The organism is Paenarthrobacter sp. NPDC090522, assembly GCF_044769225.1.
GTDB lineage: Bacteria > Actinomycetota > Actinomycetes > Actinomycetales > Micrococcaceae > Arthrobacter.
In genome coordinates this window covers 426,045-443,714 of sequence record NZ_JBIVXL010000001.1, presented here as the reverse complement: position 1 = coordinate 443,714, position 17,670 = coordinate 426,045, and the positions used below count along the sequence as shown (strand labels likewise).

The 17,670-nt window shown below is 63.2% G+C and carries 20 protein-coding genes and 1 tRNA gene; 14 read left to right on the top strand and 7 right to left on the bottom strand.

Going from position 1 to position 17,670, the window contains the following annotated elements; genetic code table 11:
* The coding region (locus ACIQT2_RS02090; protein WP_402943093.1) for a hypothetical protein at positions 1–206 on the bottom strand (206 nt) is incomplete at its 3' end.
* 382 nt (positions 207–588) lie between these two features.
* Here ACIQT2_RS02090 and ACIQT2_RS02085 point away from each other — a divergent pair.
* From ACIQT2_RS02085 to ACIQT2_RS02055, 7 genes are all read left to right on the top strand, one after another.
* Positions 589–1,008 carry a DUF3052 domain-containing protein gene (locus tag ACIQT2_RS02085; RefSeq protein WP_397321510.1) on the top strand — a complete coding sequence of 140 codons (420 nt, stop codon included), beginning with the start codon at positions 589–591 and terminating at the stop codon, positions 1,006–1,008.
* Positions 1,005–1,502 (top strand): peroxiredoxin, encoded by a 498-nt coding sequence (locus ACIQT2_RS02080; RefSeq protein ID WP_400331673.1) that lies wholly within the window; start codon positions 1,005–1,007, stop codon positions 1,500–1,502. The genes ACIQT2_RS02085 and ACIQT2_RS02080 overlap by 4 nt, the downstream gene beginning before the upstream one ends.
* A gap of 1 nt (position 1,503) precedes the next feature.
* Positions 1,504–2,460: an NAD-dependent protein deacetylase gene (locus tag ACIQT2_RS02075; RefSeq protein WP_402943089.1), complete on the top strand. Its 957-nt coding sequence runs from the start codon at positions 1,504–1,506 to the stop codon at positions 2,458–2,460.
* Between the two features lie 64 nt (positions 2,461–2,524).
* Positions 2,525–2,600 (top strand) — tRNA-Val (locus tag ACIQT2_RS02070).
* A gap of 289 nt (positions 2,601–2,889) precedes the next feature.
* A complete protein-coding gene (locus tag ACIQT2_RS02065) occupies positions 2,890–3,024 on the top strand; it encodes a hypothetical protein (protein ID WP_400331679.1) in 135 nt (44 codons plus the stop codon).
* Between the two features lie 231 nt (positions 3,025–3,255).
* The gene (locus ACIQT2_RS02060) at positions 3,256–4,050 is read left to right on the top strand and encodes an IclR family transcriptional regulator (RefSeq protein WP_400269121.1); all 795 of its coding nucleotides are present in this window, start codon (positions 3,256–3,258) and stop codon (positions 4,048–4,050) included.
* 141 nt (positions 4,051–4,191) lie between these two features.
* Positions 4,192–5,550, top strand: coding sequence for an MFS transporter (locus ACIQT2_RS02055; RefSeq protein WP_400331682.1), 1,359 nt, complete (start codon positions 4,192–4,194; stop codon positions 5,548–5,550).
* 67 nt (positions 5,551–5,617) lie between these two features.
* Here ACIQT2_RS02055 and ACIQT2_RS02050 read toward each other — a convergent pair whose 3' ends face one another.
* On the bottom strand, positions 5,618–6,685 hold the full coding sequence (locus tag ACIQT2_RS02050; protein ID WP_402943084.1) for a D-2-hydroxyacid dehydrogenase: 1,068 nt from the start codon (positions 6,683–6,685) through the stop codon (positions 5,618–5,620).
* A 97-nt stretch (positions 6,686–6,782) separates the two neighbouring features.
* On the opposite strand from ACIQT2_RS02050, the gene ACIQT2_RS02045 reads away from it, so the two are divergent.
* From ACIQT2_RS02045 to ACIQT2_RS02035, 3 genes are read left to right on the top strand one after another with little or no spacing between them, the layout of a single operon-like run.
* The gene (locus ACIQT2_RS02045; RefSeq protein ID WP_402943081.1) at positions 6,783–7,694 is read left to right on the top strand and encodes an NAD(P)-dependent oxidoreductase; all 912 of its coding nucleotides are present in this window, start codon (positions 6,783–6,785) and stop codon (positions 7,692–7,694) included.
* A gap of 33 nt (positions 7,695–7,727) precedes the next feature.
* Positions 7,728–8,498 (top strand): SDR family oxidoreductase, encoded by a 771-nt coding sequence (locus ACIQT2_RS02040; protein ID WP_402943079.1) that lies wholly within the window; start codon positions 7,728–7,730, stop codon positions 8,496–8,498.
* Positions 8,498–9,547, top strand: a complete 1,050-nt coding sequence (locus ACIQT2_RS02035; RefSeq protein WP_400331693.1) for an L-idonate 5-dehydrogenase — start codon at positions 8,498–8,500, stop codon at positions 9,545–9,547. The genes ACIQT2_RS02040 and ACIQT2_RS02035 overlap by 1 nt, the downstream gene beginning before the upstream one ends.
* On the opposite strand, the gene ACIQT2_RS02030 is transcribed toward ACIQT2_RS02035, so the two are convergent.
* On the bottom strand, positions 9,544–10,272 hold the full coding sequence (locus ACIQT2_RS02030) for a FadR/GntR family transcriptional regulator (RefSeq protein WP_402943076.1): 729 nt from the start codon (positions 10,270–10,272) through the stop codon (positions 9,544–9,546). The genes ACIQT2_RS02035 and ACIQT2_RS02030 overlap by 4 nt on opposite strands.
* A 243-nt stretch (positions 10,273–10,515) precedes the next feature.
* On the opposite strand from ACIQT2_RS02030, the gene gndA reads away from it, so the two are divergent.
* Positions 10,516–11,952, top strand: coding sequence for an NADP-dependent phosphogluconate dehydrogenase (gene gndA / locus ACIQT2_RS02025; protein WP_400331699.1), 1,437 nt, complete (start codon positions 10,516–10,518; stop codon positions 11,950–11,952).
* Positions 11,953–12,035: 83 nt separating this feature from the next.
* Positions 12,036–12,869: an oxidoreductase gene (locus ACIQT2_RS02020; RefSeq protein ID WP_402943073.1), complete on the top strand. Its 834-nt coding sequence runs from the start codon at positions 12,036–12,038 to the stop codon at positions 12,867–12,869.
* Here ACIQT2_RS02020 and epsC read toward each other — a convergent pair.
* The 3 genes from epsC to msrA form a co-directional block, all read right to left on the bottom strand.
* Positions 12,866–13,450, bottom strand: coding sequence for a serine O-acetyltransferase EpsC (gene epsC, locus ACIQT2_RS02015; protein WP_397321523.1), 585 nt, complete (start codon positions 13,448–13,450; stop codon positions 12,866–12,868). The genes ACIQT2_RS02020 and epsC overlap by 4 nt on opposite strands.
* A 40-nt stretch (positions 13,451–13,490) precedes the next feature.
* The gene (gene cysK / locus ACIQT2_RS02010) at positions 13,491–14,426 is read right to left on the bottom strand and encodes a cysteine synthase A (protein ID WP_397321524.1); all 936 of its coding nucleotides are present in this window, start codon (positions 14,424–14,426) and stop codon (positions 13,491–13,493) included.
* A 67-nt stretch (positions 14,427–14,493) separates the two neighbouring features.
* Positions 14,494–15,018 carry a peptide-methionine (S)-S-oxide reductase MsrA gene (gene msrA, locus ACIQT2_RS02005; RefSeq protein ID WP_397321525.1) on the bottom strand — a complete coding sequence of 175 codons (525 nt, stop codon included), beginning with the start codon at positions 15,016–15,018 and terminating at the stop codon, positions 14,494–14,496.
* Between the two features lie 134 nt (positions 15,019–15,152).
* Here msrA and ACIQT2_RS02000 point away from each other — a divergent pair, with 134 nt between their 5' ends.
* On the top strand, positions 15,153–16,064 hold the full coding sequence (locus ACIQT2_RS02000; protein ID WP_402943068.1) for a Nif3-like dinuclear metal center hexameric protein: 912 nt from the start codon (positions 15,153–15,155) through the stop codon (positions 16,062–16,064).
* Between the two features lie 62 nt (positions 16,065–16,126).
* Positions 16,127–16,864 carry a zinc ribbon domain-containing protein gene (locus ACIQT2_RS01995; RefSeq protein WP_402943065.1) on the top strand — a complete coding sequence of 246 codons (738 nt, stop codon included), beginning with the start codon at positions 16,127–16,129 and terminating at the stop codon, positions 16,862–16,864.
* Here the strand turns inward: ACIQT2_RS01995 and ACIQT2_RS01990 are convergent.
* Positions 16,861–17,625 (bottom strand): YaaA family protein, encoded by a 765-nt coding sequence (locus tag ACIQT2_RS01990; protein WP_402943063.1) that lies wholly within the window; start codon positions 17,623–17,625, stop codon positions 16,861–16,863. The two genes, ACIQT2_RS01995 and ACIQT2_RS01990, sit on opposite strands and share 4 nt — an antisense overlap.
* Positions 17,626–17,670 lie beyond the last annotated feature (45 nt).

Sequence of the window (17,670 nt, the reverse complement as noted above, 5' to 3'; positions counted from 1 at the left end):
CTCCGGGCACCAGCACGCTGCAACAACGAACGCATAATGTACTGCGCCCGCTCCGTACCCTGCTCCGCGATCAACGCATCAAGGGACTCAATCCACTCCGCGGTCTCTTCCGGATCACGATCAGGCAACTGGGCAGTCAACCCACTAAGGATGTGTGAGGTCTCTTCTCCTGCAGCCACGTCCAACCTTCCTTTAGGCGCATCCATCGGCGCCTCAGGTCCGGCAGGGTAACTGCCCGTCGTGAACGCGTCGTGTGCGACATCTCGGTTTCAAACAGCCCGGTCCGATGCGCCGGGCAGGTCTTGTGAGCGCATGGCTGCCCGATGGAATCCGTCGGGGCGATCGCCCTGCAGCCAATGCACTCATGGCCACTCTAGCTTTGACGGCGCTGCTATGCGTAGCCGCGGGCCCGGACGGGCGTTGTATGTCACACCGCGGCGCGTTCCGTGACGGATGCCACGCGATTGTCACAGCTTCGAAACACCCCGGGTGGTGCGGAATATGGTGGATCGCAGGGACAATGGCTTGAAGCACGCGCCCAAAGGGTGTTGGCTGTTAGTAATGGAAGTCACTTCAAAAGGAGGAAACGTGAGCGAGGCCGACGCCGCCACATCGGTAAATGTGGCGGAAAGATTGGGTTTCAAAGATGGGGATCTGATTCAGGAACGCGGCTACGACGACGACGTCGATTTCGACTTGCGTGACGACATTGAAGATGTCACGGGTTCAGAGCTGCTGGATGAAGACGACCACGATGTCGTCGACGCTGTGATCTATTGGTGGCGCGACGGCGACGGAGACCTGGTTGATGCGCTGATGGATTCGCTCACCACCCTCAAGGAAGGCGGCGTGGTGTGGGTGCTGACCCCCAAGTCAGGTCGCGAGAATTATGTTTCACCGGCTGACATCCAGGACGCCGCCCCGACGTCCGGCTTGCACTTGACCACGTCGGCCGGGGTTTCCAAGGACTGGAGCGCCACCCGCCTGGTGGCTAAGAAGAACAAGTGACGGAAGTCCAGGAATCTTCCGCCCTCTCGGTCGTTCCGGAGGTTGGCCTGCCGGCACCGGACTTCGAGTTGTCCAACCAGTACGGTGAGCCGATCCGGCTTTCGGATTTCAGGGGCCGCAACGTAGTAGTGGTGTTTTATCCGTTCGCTTTCTCCGGCATCTGTACAGGCGAGCTCTGCGAAATCCGCGACAACATTGCGTCCTTCGAGGACTCCGACGCGACGGTGCTGGCTGTTTCCGTGGACAGCAAATTCGCTTTGCGGGCCTACGGTGAGAAGGAAGGTTACGGATTCGACCTGCTGGCAGACTTCTGGCCTCATGGCGCCGTCGCTTCGCAGTATGGGGTTTTCGATGCCCAGAGCGGAATGGCACTGAGGGGCACCTTCATCATCGATTCCGAGGGCATCGTGCGCTACGTGGTGGTCAATCCACGTGGCCAGGCGCGGGATCTCGCGGAATATCGCACAGCCCTGTCGGCCCTTTCGAGGACATAGCGTGGCCAACGCACGGCCAGGGGTGGGCATGACAGGGTTTGCCAGCATGACGCCGGTGTCCGACGATGCTTTGGCCCCGGACGAGGTGGCTGCCCTGAGGGAAGCCTCCGCCGTCCTTGCCGGCAGGCGGCTGGCCATGCTCACGGGCGCCGGGCTCAGTACCGACTCCGGCATTCCTGATTACCGTGGCCCGGGCTCAGCCCCGAGGAAGCCCATGACCTATCAGGAGTTCATTGGCAGCATGGAGAACCGCCGCCGGTACTGGGCCAGGAACCATCTTGGATGGTCGCACCTCCGGCATGCCGATCCAAACGCCGGCCATGCCGCAGTCGCCTTGATGGAGCAGCGCGGTCTCTTGACCGGGCTCGTCACCCAGAACGTTGACAGGCTCCACGAGGACGCAGGAAGCGTCAATGTCGTGGACCTCCATGGGCGGTTCGACCAGGTCATCTGCCTTGACCAAGGACACACGTTTTCCCGGAAGCTGCTGGCGGCCATCCTCGAGGAACTCAATCCTGGTTTCGTGGAGGCTGCCCTCGAGGCAGGCGTGGTGGAGATGGCGCCTGACGCCGACGCAACCATCGAGGATCCGGAATTGATCACGTCCTTCGTGGTGGCAGTGTGTCCCGTATGCGGAGGAACCCTGAAGCCCGACTTCGTCTATTTCGGCGAGAACGTCCCTAAGGACAGGGTGGATCGGGCTTACGCCATGGTGGACAGTGCCGACGCCTTGCTCGTTGCCGGGTCGTCGTTGACGGTGATGAGCGGGCTGAGGTTCGTCCGGCATGCGTCCAAAGCGGGCAAGCCGGTGGTGATCATCAACAGGGGAACCACCCGTGGAGACGGACTGGCAACGCTCAAGCTTGACCTCGGTGTCAGCGGTGCCTTGGAGTATTTGTCCCATGATTTGCCTGATCTGCCGGACACCGGGAGCGCGATTGGTATTTCCACCGGATGATCAGGTAGAGTCATTGTTCGTTGGTTGGGGCGGTAAGGAAAGAAAGCCGCCCAGACCAAGGCAAGGGTCTTTAGCTCAGCTGGTAGAGCGCCACGTTTACACCGTGGATGTCATCGGTTCGATCCCGGTAGGACCCACCAACAACCCCGTCATTTCACACTGAAAAGTGGAAATGGCGGGGTTCTTTTTGTTTGGGGCCGCCTTTGCCGCCTTGTCCTGGTGAGGAAGCCCATCCACGAAGAATGTCAGAGCCTTCGCTTAGCGTTCCCTGTCATGGAGCACGTCTTTATTCGTAACAACCCCGACGGCACTCCAGCGGCCGTCGTCAGGGGTACCAGGGAATGGCAGATAGCGGTTGATCCCGTGAGGTGGTTTGAGAGGGTTCCGTGGTGGGAGGACGCTCGCCGGATGCCAAGGGGGCAAGGGCGCGTGGACATCGAAGTGTGGCAGGTCCAGGTTCGCCTGGGAAGCAACGCCAAGTCGATGCTCGCCACCTGGGAGCTTGTGAGGGACGGAGCCGGCGGGGGATGGCGCCTGAGGGGCGGGGAACTGGCCGTCGCCTGACCTTCCAGGGAAATGGATGAGCTCTCCACCGCGACTATTGGGGGATGCCGCGGTGGAGAGCTCGAAAATGAATATACATTGAACTTTTGGGTTTGGAAAGCTGCGCAGTGGCAACTCTGTCTCTGTGTCGGGAGCTGCCTGCCACCGCCACGATCGACCCGCTCATCTTGCCACTATGATGGGAATTGTTCAGCAGACTGGACAGCCGGTTGAGATCGACAAAGGAGAATCATGGCCGATTCCCGTACCACCCGCCCGGATGGGCTGGGTTCTTCATCCCCGGCGCCGGCGGTAACCCGCGCGGCAGCAGTACTGGAGGCCTTGGCGGAGTCGCCATCGGGTCGCCTGACGCTCAGTGACTTGTCCCGGGAGCTTGGCATCCCCAAGTCGTCCACGTCGAACCTTCTGCTTGCGCTTGAGGAGGCCCGGCTGATCACCCGTCAAGGTGCCGATTTCGCGTTGGGACGCAAGCTGGTGGAGTTGGGCGCCGCCTATCTCAGCCGCCTCGATGAGGTGCAGGAGTTCTATAAGTACTGTGAGCAGGCGCCAACCCTTTCGGGCGAAACGGTCCGGGTGGCCATGCTTGATGGCGACCACGTTATCTACCTGGCACGTTACGAGGGGCACCCCGCCGTCCGATTAACCTCGAACATCGGCGACAAGATGCCTGTTTCACTGTGCGGGGTTGGCAAGGCGCTCATCGCCCAACTGCACGACCATGACATTGAAGCGATGTTCCCCGATGGCTCGGAGCTCCCGGTCATGACTGCGAACTCCCTGCGAACGGCCGAGGAACTCAAGGCCCAGATTTCCACCATCCGCAAACAGGGCTTCGCCTTCGAGGATGAAGAGTCCACCGTGGGAGTTGTCTGCCTGGCCGTGCCGGTACCCACCCATGGTGCGCACGGCCCAAGCCTGGGCCTCTCCGTCACGGCGCTGAAGGCGACCTATTCGGATGAGCAGGGTGCGCTCATGGTCAAGGAACTCAAGGAGCTGGCGCGTTCGCTGGGCAACCCCATGGGCTAGCGCTCGAATACTCGCATTAAATCTGATTACAACCTTGGCATGTGATCCAACTCGCTGTACGCTGTTCAGCATAGTGACCTTGGCGGTTGATGCCATCACTATCTCGCCGGGCCAACGGGGGCCTGGCGTGATGTTGAGGGAGTGCTTGTGATTACTCGAACCAATGCAAAGCTCGCAGCAGAAGCTGACGACGCTGTTGTTGAACCGGAGCAGCTGCGCAGGGCGACGCTGGCCAGTTCCGTAGGCTCCGCCCTGGAGTACTACGACTTCTATATTTATGGCCTGGCTTCTGCTTTGATCTTCGGGCCGTTGTTCTTCTCTCCTCTGGGACCTGACGGGGCATTGATTGCCTCCTTTGCCACCTACGGCGTCGGGTTTGCGGCGCGTCCGTTCGGTGGCTTGTTCTTTGGCTACATTGGAGACCGCTTCGGCCGGAAAATGGTCCTCATCCTGACCATCGCCCTGATGGGTACGGCAAGCTTTGCCATCGGCCTCCTGCCCACGTTCGAGCAGGCCGGAATGCTCGGGGCTGTCCTCCTGGTTACCTTGCGGATCATCCAGGGCCTGGGGGCGGGCGCTGAGCAGGCCGGTGCCACCACGCTCATCTCGGAAGTCGCGCCGCGCCGCCGTCGTGGTTTCTTTGCTTCCCTGCCTTTCGTCGGAATCCAGTTGGGCACCCTGCTCGGAGCCGGAACTTTTGCCCTCATCGCCATGGCAGACAAATCGGTGTTGCAAGGTTGGCTGTGGCGCGTACCCTTCCTCGCCAGCTTCATCCTCATCGCCGTCGCCATCTTCATTCGCCTCAAGTTGAAGGAAACGCCGGCGTTCCAGGAACTCGAGAAGCACAAGAACGTCGTCAAGAACCCCATCGGCGCACTGTGGAAGCACTCGAAGAAGAACGTCCTGGTGGGAATCGGACTCCGGATGGGGGAGAACGGAAACTCTTCCATCTACTCCGCATTGCTGGTCTCGTTCATGAGCATGCCGGCGGGCGTCTTCGCCGGCAACAACTCCATCGGTCCTGTCGGCCTGCTCATTGCCGCGGGTTTCGCGGCGATCCTGGTGGTAACTTTCGGTGCTTTGTCGGACCGTTTCGGCCGAGTGCCCGTTTACCGCTACGGGGCCCTGTTCCAAGCCATCATTGCCGTTCCCGCCTTTTACCTGGTCACCCTTGGCAACGTCACCTTGGTGTGGGTGGTCATGGCGGTTGGCATTGCGATCGGCGTCCAGTCGATGCTCGGTCCCCAGTGCCCGCTGCTTCCTGAACTGTTCGGATCCCAATACCGCTTCACGGGTGTTGCCATGAGCCGTGAGATCTCGGCTGTCATCGCCGGTGGTGTGGCTCCACTGCTGGGCGCCGTACTGCTTGCGGCAACCAATCATTCCTGGCTGGTCCTCGCTGTGTATTCGTTGGTCCTTGCCCTGATTTCCTTTGTCACCACGTTCTTCACACCGGAAACGGTTGGCCGTGACCTGGTCAGCACGGAAGACGCCAAGTAGCAGTCGAAGCAGTGCAAAAGGCCCCCGCCCCGTGAGGGAGCGGGGGCCTTTTGGCTGCCCTGCTGGCTTAGTAGAAGTGCACCGGGTCCACGAGGTGGGGCAGTTCGCCGCCGTCGATGAACGTGCGCAGGTTGCTGCAGAAGCGCTCGGCGATGAGCCGGTTTTCCGCGGTGCTGAGCGCCGAGGTGTGCGGGGAGACGAGCACCTTCGGGTGGTTCCAGAGCGGGCTGTCCTGGGGAAGCGGCTCGACGGCGAAGACGTCCAGGCAGGCGTAGGAGACCTGTCCGTTGTTGAGGGCTTCGAGGAGCGCGTCCTCGTCCACCACGGTGCCGCGGCCGACGTTGACGAAGACGGCTCCAGGCTTCATGGCCGAGAAAATCTCCGTGCTGAACAGCTTTTCCGTGTAGGGGGTGCCGGGCAGCGTGTTCACCACGGCATCGGCGTCGGCCAGCAGCCCGGCGAGGCCTTCGTTGGTGGTCACTTGGTCAATGCCGTCGATGGCTTCGACGGTGCGCTTGGTGCCACTGACCCGCATGCCCAGGGCCCGGGAGATACGGGCTGTTTCCATGCCGATTTCGCCGAGGCCGGCGATGACCACCTTGGAACCGTTGGCAAGCTTGGTGGGCGTACGCAGGGCGGGCCAGACCTTGGCGGCCTGGTCCTGTGCCATCTCGCCGCTGCGCTTGAAGCCATTGAGGATGCCGAAGGCGGAGAATTCTGCGAGGGGCAGTGCGTGGACACCGGCGGAGGTGGTGACGTGGAACTTACGGAGCGTTTCGGTGTCGAGTCCTGACGCCTTGACGGCTCCACCGGCGCCGGCTGCCATGGCGTGGATCCACTGCAGGTGCGGGTTGCTTTGGGCTATCCGCGCCAGTCCGGCGGGGCTTTCGTTGGGGAAGCCGTAGAGGACCTGTGCTTTGTTGAGCATGGCCCAGTAGCGTTCCTCCTGCTCAGGGGTGCGCTTGAAGTCCGGGTCGCCGGCGTGGTCGGCGGGGAAACGCTCCGGAGGCAGCAGGTCGGGCTCGTACAGAACCGTCACGGAAGGGTCTATGGCACGGATCTGCTCTACGTACTCAGCCTCGAGGGGTACAGCGATCGCGATGGTAAGTTCATCAGTCGTCATAGTGTTCATCATACTGAATGGAGGCTAGGATATTGAACAGAGTTCCATCATTTGGGCACATCAGCCGAGGCACCAGTGCCTGTTGCACAAGGAAGTGAGGATCGGCTCCATGACGAGTAAGAGCGTGGGTTTTGTAGGTTTGGGTCTCATGGGTGGCCCCATGGCCGCCAACATTGCTGCGGCCGGCTGGGACGTGACCGCATGGAACCGCTCGAGCGCAGCGTTCGACGATCTGGACGGCATCGCACGCGCAGAAAGCGTCGCCGATCTGCGTGACCAGCCCACCCTGATCTTCATGCTCCCCGACTTGCCCTTCATCGAGGCTGCCGCCTCCGGCCTGCTCGACTCCTGGCGGGCGGAGCCACCCATGCCGGGGACCGCCGTCGTCGTCATGAGCAGCGTCTCCCCAACGGAAGTGCAGCGTTTCGGCGAAACCGTGGAAGCGGCCAGCGGCGGCAATGCCGTGGTGGTCGACGCCCCCGTCAGCGGTGGCACGGTGGGTGCCCGCAACGGAACCCTCGCCATCATGGTGGGCGCCTCCGAGACTGATTTTCAACGGCTCGAACCGCTCTTCGCCACCATGGGCACCACCGTTCGACGGATGGGTCCCCTGGGGTCGGGCTCGCTCGCCAAGGCGTGCAACCAGCTGATCGTCGGAAGCACGACGGCGGCACTTGCCGAGGCGGCGGAACTCGCCGAACGTTCGGGCATGGATGTGGCCGCACTCTACGACGTGTTGTCCGGAGGCCTGGCGGGCAGCCGTGTCCTGGAGGTCGTGGGACCCCGGCTCGCGGCCAAGGACTACACACCCACCGGCCCGGCAAAGTTCATGCACAAGGACCTCGGATTCCTGCTGGACAGTGCCAGGGCAGCAGGCTCCGCGGTTCCCATGGCCACGGCCGCGATTGAACTTTACGCCGAACTGAAGCGGCAGGGCCTGGGAGACCAGGACCTCGCCGTCGTGCGGCAGGCAATAGCCAACCTGGGCGTGGCATCTCCCGCGTCGCAGGTCTCCAACTAAACCGGCACCAACCAAGAAGGAAAACAAAGAACCATGAGTGGACTATTCGACCTGACCGGGCGCGTCGCGCTGGTCACTGGCTCGAGCCGCGGGATCGGCAACGCGCTGGCCCGTGGCCTGGCAGATGCCGGGGCGACGGTGGTGCTCAACGGCATCAGCACAGAGCGGCTGGAAGCCGCGCACCAGGCCATGGCCGCTGAGTACCCGGAAGGGCGCGTACACAGCCGTGCGTTCGACGTCACCGATGCCGCGTCCGCCGCCGAAGGCGTGGAGTGGATCGAGAAGAACGTCGGTCCCCTTGACATCCTGGTGAACAACGCCGGAATCCAACACCGCGTCCCGATGCTGGACCTGGACGTCAAGGACTGGGACCGGGTCATCACCACGGACCTCACCAGCGCCTTCCTGGTGGGCCGCGAGGCTGCCCGCCACATGATTCCCCGTGGCCAGGGCAAGATCATCAACATTTGCTCCGTCCAGACGGACCTGGCCCGTCCCACCATTGCACCGTACGTCGCTGCCAAGGGTGGCTTGCGCAACCTCACCCGTGCCATGACGGCTGAATGGGCGGCTTCCGGCCTTCAGATCAACGGCATCGCCCCGGGGTACATCCACACTGAAATGACGCAGAACCTGGTTGACGATTCCGACTTCAACTCCTGGATCCTCGGCCGCACGCCGGCCAACCGCTGGGGTACCGTTGCCGACCTGGCAGGCCCCACGGTATGGCTCGCCTCGCAGGCTTCGAACTTCGTCAACGGCCAAACCATCTTTGTCGATGGCGGAATGACGGTGGTGGTCTGATGGGCATCGCCCTTCCTTCCTCCGGACCGGCAGTGGTTGCCCACGGCAAGGGCGACCTCCGCATCGAAGACATCCCGCTGGCGACTCCGGCAGCTGACGAGTCGGTCGTGGAGATCGCCTACGGCGGCATCTGCGGATCAGACCTTCACTACTGGCTGCACGGGGCTGCAGGTGAGTCCATCCTCAAGGCACCCATGGTGCTGGGACACGAAATCGTTGGCGTGGTTGTGCAGCAGGCAGCCGACGGAAGCGGTCCGGGCGTCGGTACGCCCGTTGCTGTCCACCCTGCCACTCCGGCACCGGGCGATGTCAGGTACCCCGAGGACCGGCCCAACCTCTCCCCGGGATGTACCTACCTGGGCAGTGCGGCTCGTTACCCCCACACCGATGGCGCCTTCAGCCGCTACGCCAACCTTCCGTCCCGCATGCTGCGCGAATTGCCGGCGTCCCTGGACCTGCGGACAGCCGCCCTGGTGGAGCCGGCGAGCGTCGCGTGGCACGCCGTCGCCCGCGCCGGTGATGTGGCGGGCAAGAGCGCCCTGGTGATCGGCAGCGGTCCGATCGGTGCCTTGACGGTCGCCGTCCTGAAGCGGGCCGGAGCGTCCCGGATTGTCGCCGTCGACATGCATGACAAGCCACTGGAAATCGCCCGGGCCGTGGGCGCCGATGCTGTCCTGAAGGGTGACGACGCCGAGGCAATCGCGGCAGTGGACGCGGACATCGTCGTCGAATCCTCGGGCAGCCACTTCGGTCTCGCGTCAGCCATCAAGGGTGCCACCCGCGGCGGCAAGGTGGTGATGGTGGGTCTCTTGCCATCCGGCCCGCAGCCCGTGTTCATTTCGCTGGCCATCACCCGCGAGCTGGAATTGCTGGGCTCGTTCCGCTTCAACGACGAAATCGACCAGGTCATCGCCGCGTTGGCTGACGGTTCATTGTCGGTGGATCCGGTGGTCACGCACGAGTTCGACCTCGCGCACGGACTGGAAGCGTTCGAAGTCGCAAGGAACTCCGCCGAATCCGGGAAGGTCCTCCTGAACTTCCAGGACTAGTTCCGGGCTACCGGCACGAAGACGCGGGGCTGGCCGTCCCAGCTGGGGGCCAGCTCCGCGATGGTCTGCTTCATGATCCTGCCGGAGGCTTCGCGGGCGCCCTTGCCGTCCCCGGAGTTGATGGCATGGGCAACGTCGATGTGCCACTGCAGTGCTTGCTGCTGCGGGTGCTCGGGCATCAAACCGTGGACTGTCCGGCCCGTCAAGGTCTCCGTCACCTGGCCGATCAGGTTGGCGAACATCTCGTTGCCGGATCCGGAAAGGACCAGGGCGTGGAACCGGATATCCAGGTCCAGGAACGTGGCCATGTCTCCGGCATCGCCGGACTTCTTCATGGCCAGGGAGATGTCCACGAGCTCCTGCCGGAGCGTTGCCGGGGCGTTGCCGGCGGCAAGTTCGGCAGCCACGGGCTCGACGGCGGAACGCAACTCTGCGAGCGACCTCAACTGCGCGCCGCGTCCTTCGCCGGCAAGGCGCCAGCGGATCACCAACGGGTCGAAAGGGTTCCAGCGGTGGGCGGGCAGGACCCGGATGCCTACGCGCTTGATGGTCTCGACAAGGCCGAGGGATTGAAGGACCCGAACGGCTTCGCGCACCACCGAGCGCGATACGTTCAATTCGTCTTCCAAGTGTTCCGCCAACATGACGTGCCCTGTCGGCAGGGTACCGCCGACGATCCGGGTACCCAGGTGCTCGACGGCGCGGTGGTGGAGGCTGGTTGACATAGAGGTAAGCATAGTGGCGGGCGAAGGTCCTGCGCGCGCAGCGTGCGTGGGTGGCGCCCGGGATCCGATGCCCGGACGGAACGGCCGCAACCTAGACTGTTTATGACGCGGCAGTGTCCCACAACGTGGGCGATGCTTCCGGCCCACGGCTTAAATACGTATGGTTTATTACAGCCCCTGTTTATCAAAATCGCTTCCTGCATGCCCGCAGGACTGACTGCACACGATCGAATTGGAGTTTTGATGTCAGCACACATCGGTGTCACCGGCCTAGCGGTGATGGGCGCCAACCTGGCCCGTAACCTTGCCCGCAACGGCTTCACCGTGGCACTTCACAACCGCTCCGTGGAAAAGACCGACGCCCTGCTGGAGAAGCACGGATCCGAAGGCGACTTCATCCGCACGGAAACGCTGCAGGAACTCGTCGACTCGCTGGAGAAGCCCCGCCGCGTCCTCATCATGGTCAAGGCCGGCGCTCCGGTCGACAACGTGATCGAGCAGCTCGAACCCCTGCTCGAAGCCGGGGACATCATCATCGACGCCGGCAACTCGCACTACGAGGACACCCGCCGCCGCGAAGCTGCCCTGGCCAAGAAGGACCTGCACTTCGTGGGCGTTGGCGTCTCCGGTGGTGAGGAAGGTGCCCTGAACGGCCCGTCCATCATGCCTGGCGGTTCCCGCGAGTCCTACGACGCCCTTGGCCCGCTGCTGGAGAAGATCTCCGCCAAGGTCGACGGCGAACCGTGCTGCGCGTGGGTGGGCACCGATGGTGCCGGCCACTTCGTGAAGATGGTCCACAACGGCATCGAGTACGCCGACATGCAGGTCATTGGCGAAGCGTTCGACCTCCTGCGTTCCGGTGCAGGCATTGAGCCGGCCGAGCAGTCCAAGATCTTCGCTGAGTGGAACAAGGGCGATCTGTCCTCCTTCCTGATCGAAATCTCCGCCGAGGTCCTGGGCCACGTCGATGCCAAGACCGGCAAGCCGTTCGTTGACGTCGTGGTGGACGCTGCCGGCCAGAAGGGCACCGGCCGCTGGACGGTCATTTCCGCCCTGGAACTCGGTTCGCCGGTTTCGGGCATTGCCGAGTCCGTGTTCGCCCGGGCCCTGTCGTCCCAGGCAGAACAGCGCAAGCTGGGCCAGGAACTGCTCGCCGGTGAGGAAGCCGCCGTCGAAATCCCCGAGACGTTCGTTGAGGACGTCCGCCAGGCGCTGTACGCCTCCAAGCTGGTCTCCTACGCCCAGGGCCTGGACATGCTGACCTCCGCCGCGAAGGAATACGGCTGGGACCTCAAGCTGGACGAGATCGCCTCCCTGTGGCGTGCAGGCTGCATCATCCGTGCGGAACTGCTCAAGGACATCACCAAGGCCTACGCAGCCGAAGAGAAGCCGGCCAACCTGCTGTTCGCTCCGGCGTTCACCAAGGCCATCGCCGAAGTCCTTCCGGCCTGGCGCCGCGTGGTGGCCACCGCTGTCCAGTTGGGCATTCCGGTACCGGTGTTCTCCTCCTCGCTCGCGTACTACGACGGCCTGCGCCGCAAGCGCGTTGCCGCTGCCCTGATCCAGGGCCAGCGCGACCTCTTCGGTGCACACACCTACGGCCGCGTAGACGCCGAAGGCACGTTCCACACCCTGTGGGGCGAAGACAAGTCCGAAATCTCGGCCGTCGACACCCACTGATTGCAAAACCGCCGAAGGCCGGTTCCTCCCTTATAGGCTGGGAGGAACCGGCCTTTGCCGTATTCAGGGTTGAGGAGCACCAGATGAGCGAACCCACCGCCTTTGTCACGGGCGCTTCCACCGGAATCGGCTACGCAGCTGCCTTGGCCTTGCGAACGGCCGGTTTCACCGTCTACGCAGGGGCCCGACGAGTGGAGAAGATGGAGCCGCTAAAGGTTCAGGGCATCCACGTCCTTTCCCTGGACGTCACCGACGACGCATCGATGGTGTCCGCAGTCCGTCACGTGGAGAATGCGCAAGGACAGGTGGATGTCCTGGTGAACAATGCCGGCTACGGGTCCTACGGCTCCTTGGAAGAAGTCCCGCTCTCCGAGGGCCGGCGGCAGTTCGAGGTCAACGTCGTAGGCCTGGCACGGATGTCCCAGCTGGTCATTCCGGGTATGCGGCGAAAGGGCGCCGGCCGGATCATCAATATCTCATCCATCGGCGGGAAGATGTACGAGCCACTCGGCGCCTGGTATCACGGGACCAAGTTCGCCGTGGAGGGCATGAGCGATTCATTGCGCCTGGAACTTAAACCGCACGGCATCGATGTGGTGATCATCGAACCGTCCGGAACGGACACGGAGTGGGGAACCATCGCCGGTGAAGGCCTCATGCTGGCTTCCGGCAGCGGACCCTACAAGGACCAGGCACACGTCATGGCTGCCGCGCTGGCTTCCACCTCGGGGCAGGTGCTGTCCACGCCGCCGGACGATGTGGCCAGGGCCGTCGCCAGGGCGGCAACGGCAAAACGCCCCAGGACCCGATACCCGGTGGGCAGGGGAGCCTGGAGCGTCCTGGCGTTGCGAAGGTTACTCCCGGACCGTGTGTTCGACACGGTGCTGTGGAATTCCTATCAGAGGTTTGTCCGCTAGATCCGGTACTCGATGTAGTACTCGGCCGGGTCGACGGCGGGCTTGGTTTCGGACTTGGCGTCGCGGTGCCGCCACGTGGCCGGGACGCCGGTGATGATGGACTCCGGCGGAGCGTTCTTGACCACCACTGCATTGGCACCCACGGCGCTGTCCGCGCCGATGGTGATGGGTCCCAGGACCTTGGCGCCTGCGCCGATGGTCACGCGGTCGCCGATGGTGGGGTGGCGCTTGACCTTGGCCAGGGACCGTCCGCCGAGGGTTACCCCGTGGTAGATCATCACGTCGTCGCCGATTTCGGAAGTCTCGCCGATCACCACACCCATGCCGTGGTCAATGAAGAAGCGGCGGCCGATGGTGGCTCCGGGGTGGATCTCGATACCGGTGAGGAAGCGTGCAAGCTGCGAAATCAGGCGGGCCGGGAAGCGGAGGGCCGGGTTCTGCCACAGCTTGTGGGTTAAGCGGTGTGCCCAGATGGCGTGGAGGCCGGAATAGGCAAAAAAGTTCTCAAAAGAGCCTCGAGCCGCCGGGTCGTGTGACCGGGCGGCGTCGAGGTCTTCCTTAAGCCTTGCGAAGAAACTCACAAAGACCTTTCTACAGGAATGAATATTGGCGGGCGAAGAATCAGCCGCGGATATCGTCAAACAGGACAGTGGAGATGTAACGTTCGCCGAAGTCGCAAACCACGGCAACGATCAGCTTGCCTGCGTTTTCCGGGCGCTTGGCCAGTTCCAGTGCGCCCCAGACGATGGCTCCGGAGGAGATGCCGCCCAGGATGCCTTCGCGGGCACCGAGTTCGCGCGCAACGCGGACAGAGTCTTCCAAGGTGGCGTCAAGCACTTCGTCGTAGACGTTGGTGTCCAGGATTTCGGGGACGAAGTTTGCTCCGAGGCCTTGGATCTTGTGCGGACCGGGTGCGCCACCGTTGAGGATGGGGGAGTCCTTGGGCTCCACGGCCACGATCTGGACGCCCGGCTTGCGTTCCTTAAGGACCTGCCCGACGCCGGTAATGGTTCCGCCGGTGCCCACGCCGGAGACGAAGATGTCCACTTCGCCGTCGGTGTCGGCCCAGACTTCTTCGGCAGTGGTTTCGCGGTGGACCTGCGGGTTGGCCTCGTTGGCGAACTGGCGTGCCCAAATGGAGTTCTCGGTGTTGGCCACGATTTCCTGGGCCTTTTCCACGGCGCCACGCATGCCTTCGGAACCCGGGGTCAGCACGATCTCGGCGCCGTAGGCACGGAGCATGACACGGCGCTCGGTGGACATGGTCTCCGGCATGGTCAGGATGACCTTGTAACCACGGGCGGCGCCAACCAGGGCCAAAGCGATGCCGGTGTTGCCGGACGTACCTTCGACGATGGTTCCGCCAGGCTTCAGGGCGCCGGACTTTTCGGCGGCGTCGATGATGGCTACGCCGATGCGGTCCTTGACGCTGTTGGCCGGGTTGTAGAACTCGAGCTTGACTGCGACAGTGGCGCCAAGTCCTTCGGTAAGGCGGTTCAAGCGGACAAGCGGGGTGCGTCCAACCAGCTGGGTGACGTCGTCGTAGATCCTTGCCATGAAAATGTATGCCTATCTCTCAAGAGGGAATGCTGAGGTCAGCCTAACCAGCAGCGTCGAAACCCTGCTAAGCAATTAGCCATGCAGAGTAATATTTCCGGGCTTTTGCCAGCTTCGGGTTAATAATCACCTGGCAATAGCCCTGGTTGGGGAACTTTGCGTAGTAGTTCTGGTGAATATCCTCGGCTTCGTAGAAGTCGCCCAAGCGGCTGACCTCCGTCACGATCGGATGCTGCCACAGGGACTGCGCGCGTTCGATCGCTTCTTCGAAGAGGATCTTCTCCTCGGTGGTGGTGTAGAACATGGACGAGCGGTACTGGGTGCCGACGTCGTATCCCTGGCGGTTCAAGGTGGTGGGGTCGTGCAGGGCGAAGAACATGTCCAGGATGACTTCGGCGGGCACCACGGATTCGTCGAAGGTCACTGCCACCACCTCGGCATGGCCGGTGGTTCCGGAGCAGACCTCGTAGTAGTCGGGATTGCGGAGATGGCCCCCGGTGTAGCCGGAAACGACAGACTGTACGCCGCGGGTTTTCTGGTAGACGGCATCGAGGCACCAGAAGCAGCCGCCGCCAAGTACGAAAGTTTTCATGGTCTCTTCAATGGATCGGACGGACTGATGATTCCCGCAATACCTTACGGGACGGTGACGGAGATCGACAGGATGCTGGGGTTGGTGGCAGGTCACACCCTGACCGATCCGTTGCGGTAGGTAAGAATAAGAGTATGGAAGCAGTAGACACCGCCCATTCCGATGCGGACTCCAGCGACGACGCCGGAACAGTTGAAGACAACGGTGAACCGACACTGGGCCAGGTGCTCCTGGCAGTAGAGGAACTCTGGCCGGAGTCCCTGGCCGAAGACTGGGATGAGGTTGGCTTGGTTGTAGGGCGGCCTGACTCCCCGGTAACCAAGGTCCTCTTCGCTGTGGATCCGACGCTTGAAGTGATCGACGAGGCCATTGAGTGGGGTGCCGAACTCCTGATTACCCACCATCCCTTGCTGCTCAGGGGCGTGAACTCGGTAGCCGCCACCACTGCCAAAGGCCTGGCCGTCCATCGCCTGATCGAGGCCGGAACCGGGTTGCTGACGGTCCATACCAATGGTGACTCAGCCGTCGGGGGAGTCTCCGATGTGCTGGCGCATGCCTTCGGCCTGGACAACGTCAGCCCGCTGACCACGGCCGCTAACGGCCTGCCCGAGGAAGGCATCGGCAGGGTTGGCGATCTGCCCGAACTCATGACCCTCGGAGATTTTGCCGCCCGGGTCTTCGGCGTGCTGCCGGCCGTTGCAGGGGGCGTGCGCGTGGCGGGTGACAAGGACGGATTGGTGCGGCGCGTTGCGGTGTGCGGCGGCGCCGGTGACAGCCTGTTCGATGCCGTTCGGGCCAACCAGGCCGACGTTTACGTGACTGCCGACATGCGGCACCACCCGGCCTCGGAAGCCCGCGAGGCGGCTGTGAACGACCGGCCATACCTTATTGACGTTTCGCACTTTGCCAGCGAATGGCTGTGGCTGCCGGTGGCCGCCGAAGCGTTGTCGAACGTACTTAAGGATCAAGGACACGATGTGGAGATCCGGGTCAGCAGCGCCAACAGCGATCCCTGGGACTTCATCCTGACTCCCGGCGGGGACTAGCATCAACAAGACAGCGGCCGGCACTGACCAGCGGTGCCGGCAACAGACAGGTGGAGGTAAGCGTGGCGAAGGCAGCACCGGCAGAACAACTCAAATTGCTTGAACTGCAGGGCCTTGATGCCAAGCTGAAGTCGCTGGCGGGCCAGCGGAAGGTACTGGAAAACGATCCCCGCATCACCGACCTGCAGGACGCCCTGAAGGTGGCGAACGGCGAACTCGGTGCGGCGAAGCTCGCCGTCCACGATTCCGAGGCGGAGTTGAGGCGTTCGGAAGCGGATGTGGAGCAGGTAGTCAGCCGCATCGAGCGCGACGAAGCCCGGCTCAACAGCGGCACCGGACTGTCCAAGGACCTGGTGGCGCTGCAGAACGACATCGCTTCCCTGAACAAGCGCCGGTCGGACCTGGAAGATGTGGAGTTGGAAATCCTCGAGCGCCTCGACGGGCTCCGCGAACGCCAAGCTGCCCAGCAGGCGATCGTGGATGACATCCAGGGTTCCTTTGGGAGCATCCGGGCCGACCTGGACCAGGAGATTGCCCGCATCGCGTCGGAGGAAGCAGTCGTCCGTGGCGAACGGGCTGCCTTCGCGGAGGCCTTGGACCAGGGCATGGTGGCCATTTATGAGAAGACCATTGCCAAGCGCGGCGTGGGTGCTGCCCGCCTTTTCCATGGAAAGTCTGAAGGCTCGGGGATGACGCTCAGCCCCGGCGACCTCGCCGAAGTCAAGGCCGCGGCCGAGGACGACATCGTGTTCTGCCCCGATTCCGGCTGCATCCTGGTCCGCTCGGCGGAGTGGAACTAGCCCGCCAGGATGATGTTGAGGGCATGCGGCTTGCGGGCCGTGCCCTCAACAAGTTCGCTGGTCCACACCTCGCTGGCTGCCTTCAGGAGTTGGGCGGGGGTGGCGGGAGCTTTTCCGCGCCTGGTGAGCAGGTGCCGGGCCAATTCACCGCGGGTGTGCTTGGCGAAGTGGCTCACCACCGTGCGCTTGCCCTTGGCTTCAGTGAACACATTGACGGTCACCGTTTGATCTGCCGGTGGCGCCCAAGCGGCCGCATAGGTACTGGACCGGCAGTCAACCAGCAGCTCGCCTTCGGCGCGCTTGGCGAGGGCGGCGGCCAGCTGCGGCTTCCAGTACGAGGCGAGGCGTCCGACGTCGGGCAGTGCGGTTCCCATGGACAGCCGGTAGGCGGGCACATGGTCGCCAAAGCCGATGGCGCCCCACAGAGCGGAAACCACCAGGATTGATTCGGCAGCCTTGCGGCGCTGCGTGGGGGTCAGGCTGTTGTACCCGAGGGCGTCGTACAGGACGCCGGAGTAGACCTGGTGGGCTGGGGCGGCCGGTTCCGAGTGCAGCCTGGTGTTGCGTTCGACGTCGTCACGCAGCGAGGCGCCGACGCCGAGTAACGCGAGGGCGTCTTCATGCGCACTGACGGTACCCAGCGCCTCCAGGACCCTGGCCCGGGAGGTGTTCAAGTCCGGGAAGCTCAGCGCCTCCCAGTCGATGGAGGGTCCTTTGGCAGCGGGTGTCTTGCCTTCGGAAGGCGGCAGGAGAATCAGCACCAGTCGATATTACCGGTGTCCGGGCGTGGCTCCCGACGCCGGTAG

Excerpts from the sequence above, each read along its gene's own strand:
- ACIQT2_RS02060 (WP_400269121.1), top strand. The coding sequence starts at position 3,256 with ATGGCCGATTCCCGTACCACCCGCCCGGATGGGCTGGGTTCTTCATCC.
- ACIQT2_RS02050 (WP_402943084.1), bottom strand. The coding sequence starts at position 6,685 with ATGATGAACACTATGACGACTGATGAACTTACCATCGCGATCGCTGTA.
- ACIQT2_RS02045 (WP_402943081.1), top strand. The coding sequence starts at position 6,783 with ATGACGAGTAAGAGCGTGGGTTTTGTAGGTTTGGGTCTCATGGGTGGC.
- ACIQT2_RS02040 (WP_402943079.1), top strand. The coding sequence starts at position 7,728 with ATGAGTGGACTATTCGACCTGACCGGGCGCGTCGCGCTGGTCACTGGC.
- ACIQT2_RS02035 (WP_400331693.1), top strand. The coding sequence starts at position 8,498 with ATGGGCATCGCCCTTCCTTCCTCCGGACCGGCAGTGGTTGCCCACGGC.
- ACIQT2_RS02030 (WP_402943076.1), bottom strand. The coding sequence starts at position 10,272 with ATGTCAACCAGCCTCCACCACCGCGCCGTCGAGCACCTGGGTACCCGG.
- gndA (WP_400331699.1), top strand. The coding sequence starts at position 10,516 with ATGTCAGCACACATCGGTGTCACCGGCCTAGCGGTGATGGGCGCCAAC.
- ACIQT2_RS02020 (WP_402943073.1), top strand. The coding sequence starts at position 12,036 with ATGAGCGAACCCACCGCCTTTGTCACGGGCGCTTCCACCGGAATCGGC.
- cysK (WP_397321524.1), bottom strand. The coding sequence starts at position 14,426 with ATGGCAAGGATCTACGACGACGTCACCCAGCTGGTTGGACGCACCCCG.
- msrA (WP_397321525.1), bottom strand. The coding sequence starts at position 15,018 with ATGAAAACTTTCGTACTTGGCGGCGGCTGCTTCTGGTGCCTCGATGCC.
- ACIQT2_RS02000 (WP_402943068.1), top strand. The coding sequence starts at position 15,153 with ATGGAAGCAGTAGACACCGCCCATTCCGATGCGGACTCCAGCGACGAC.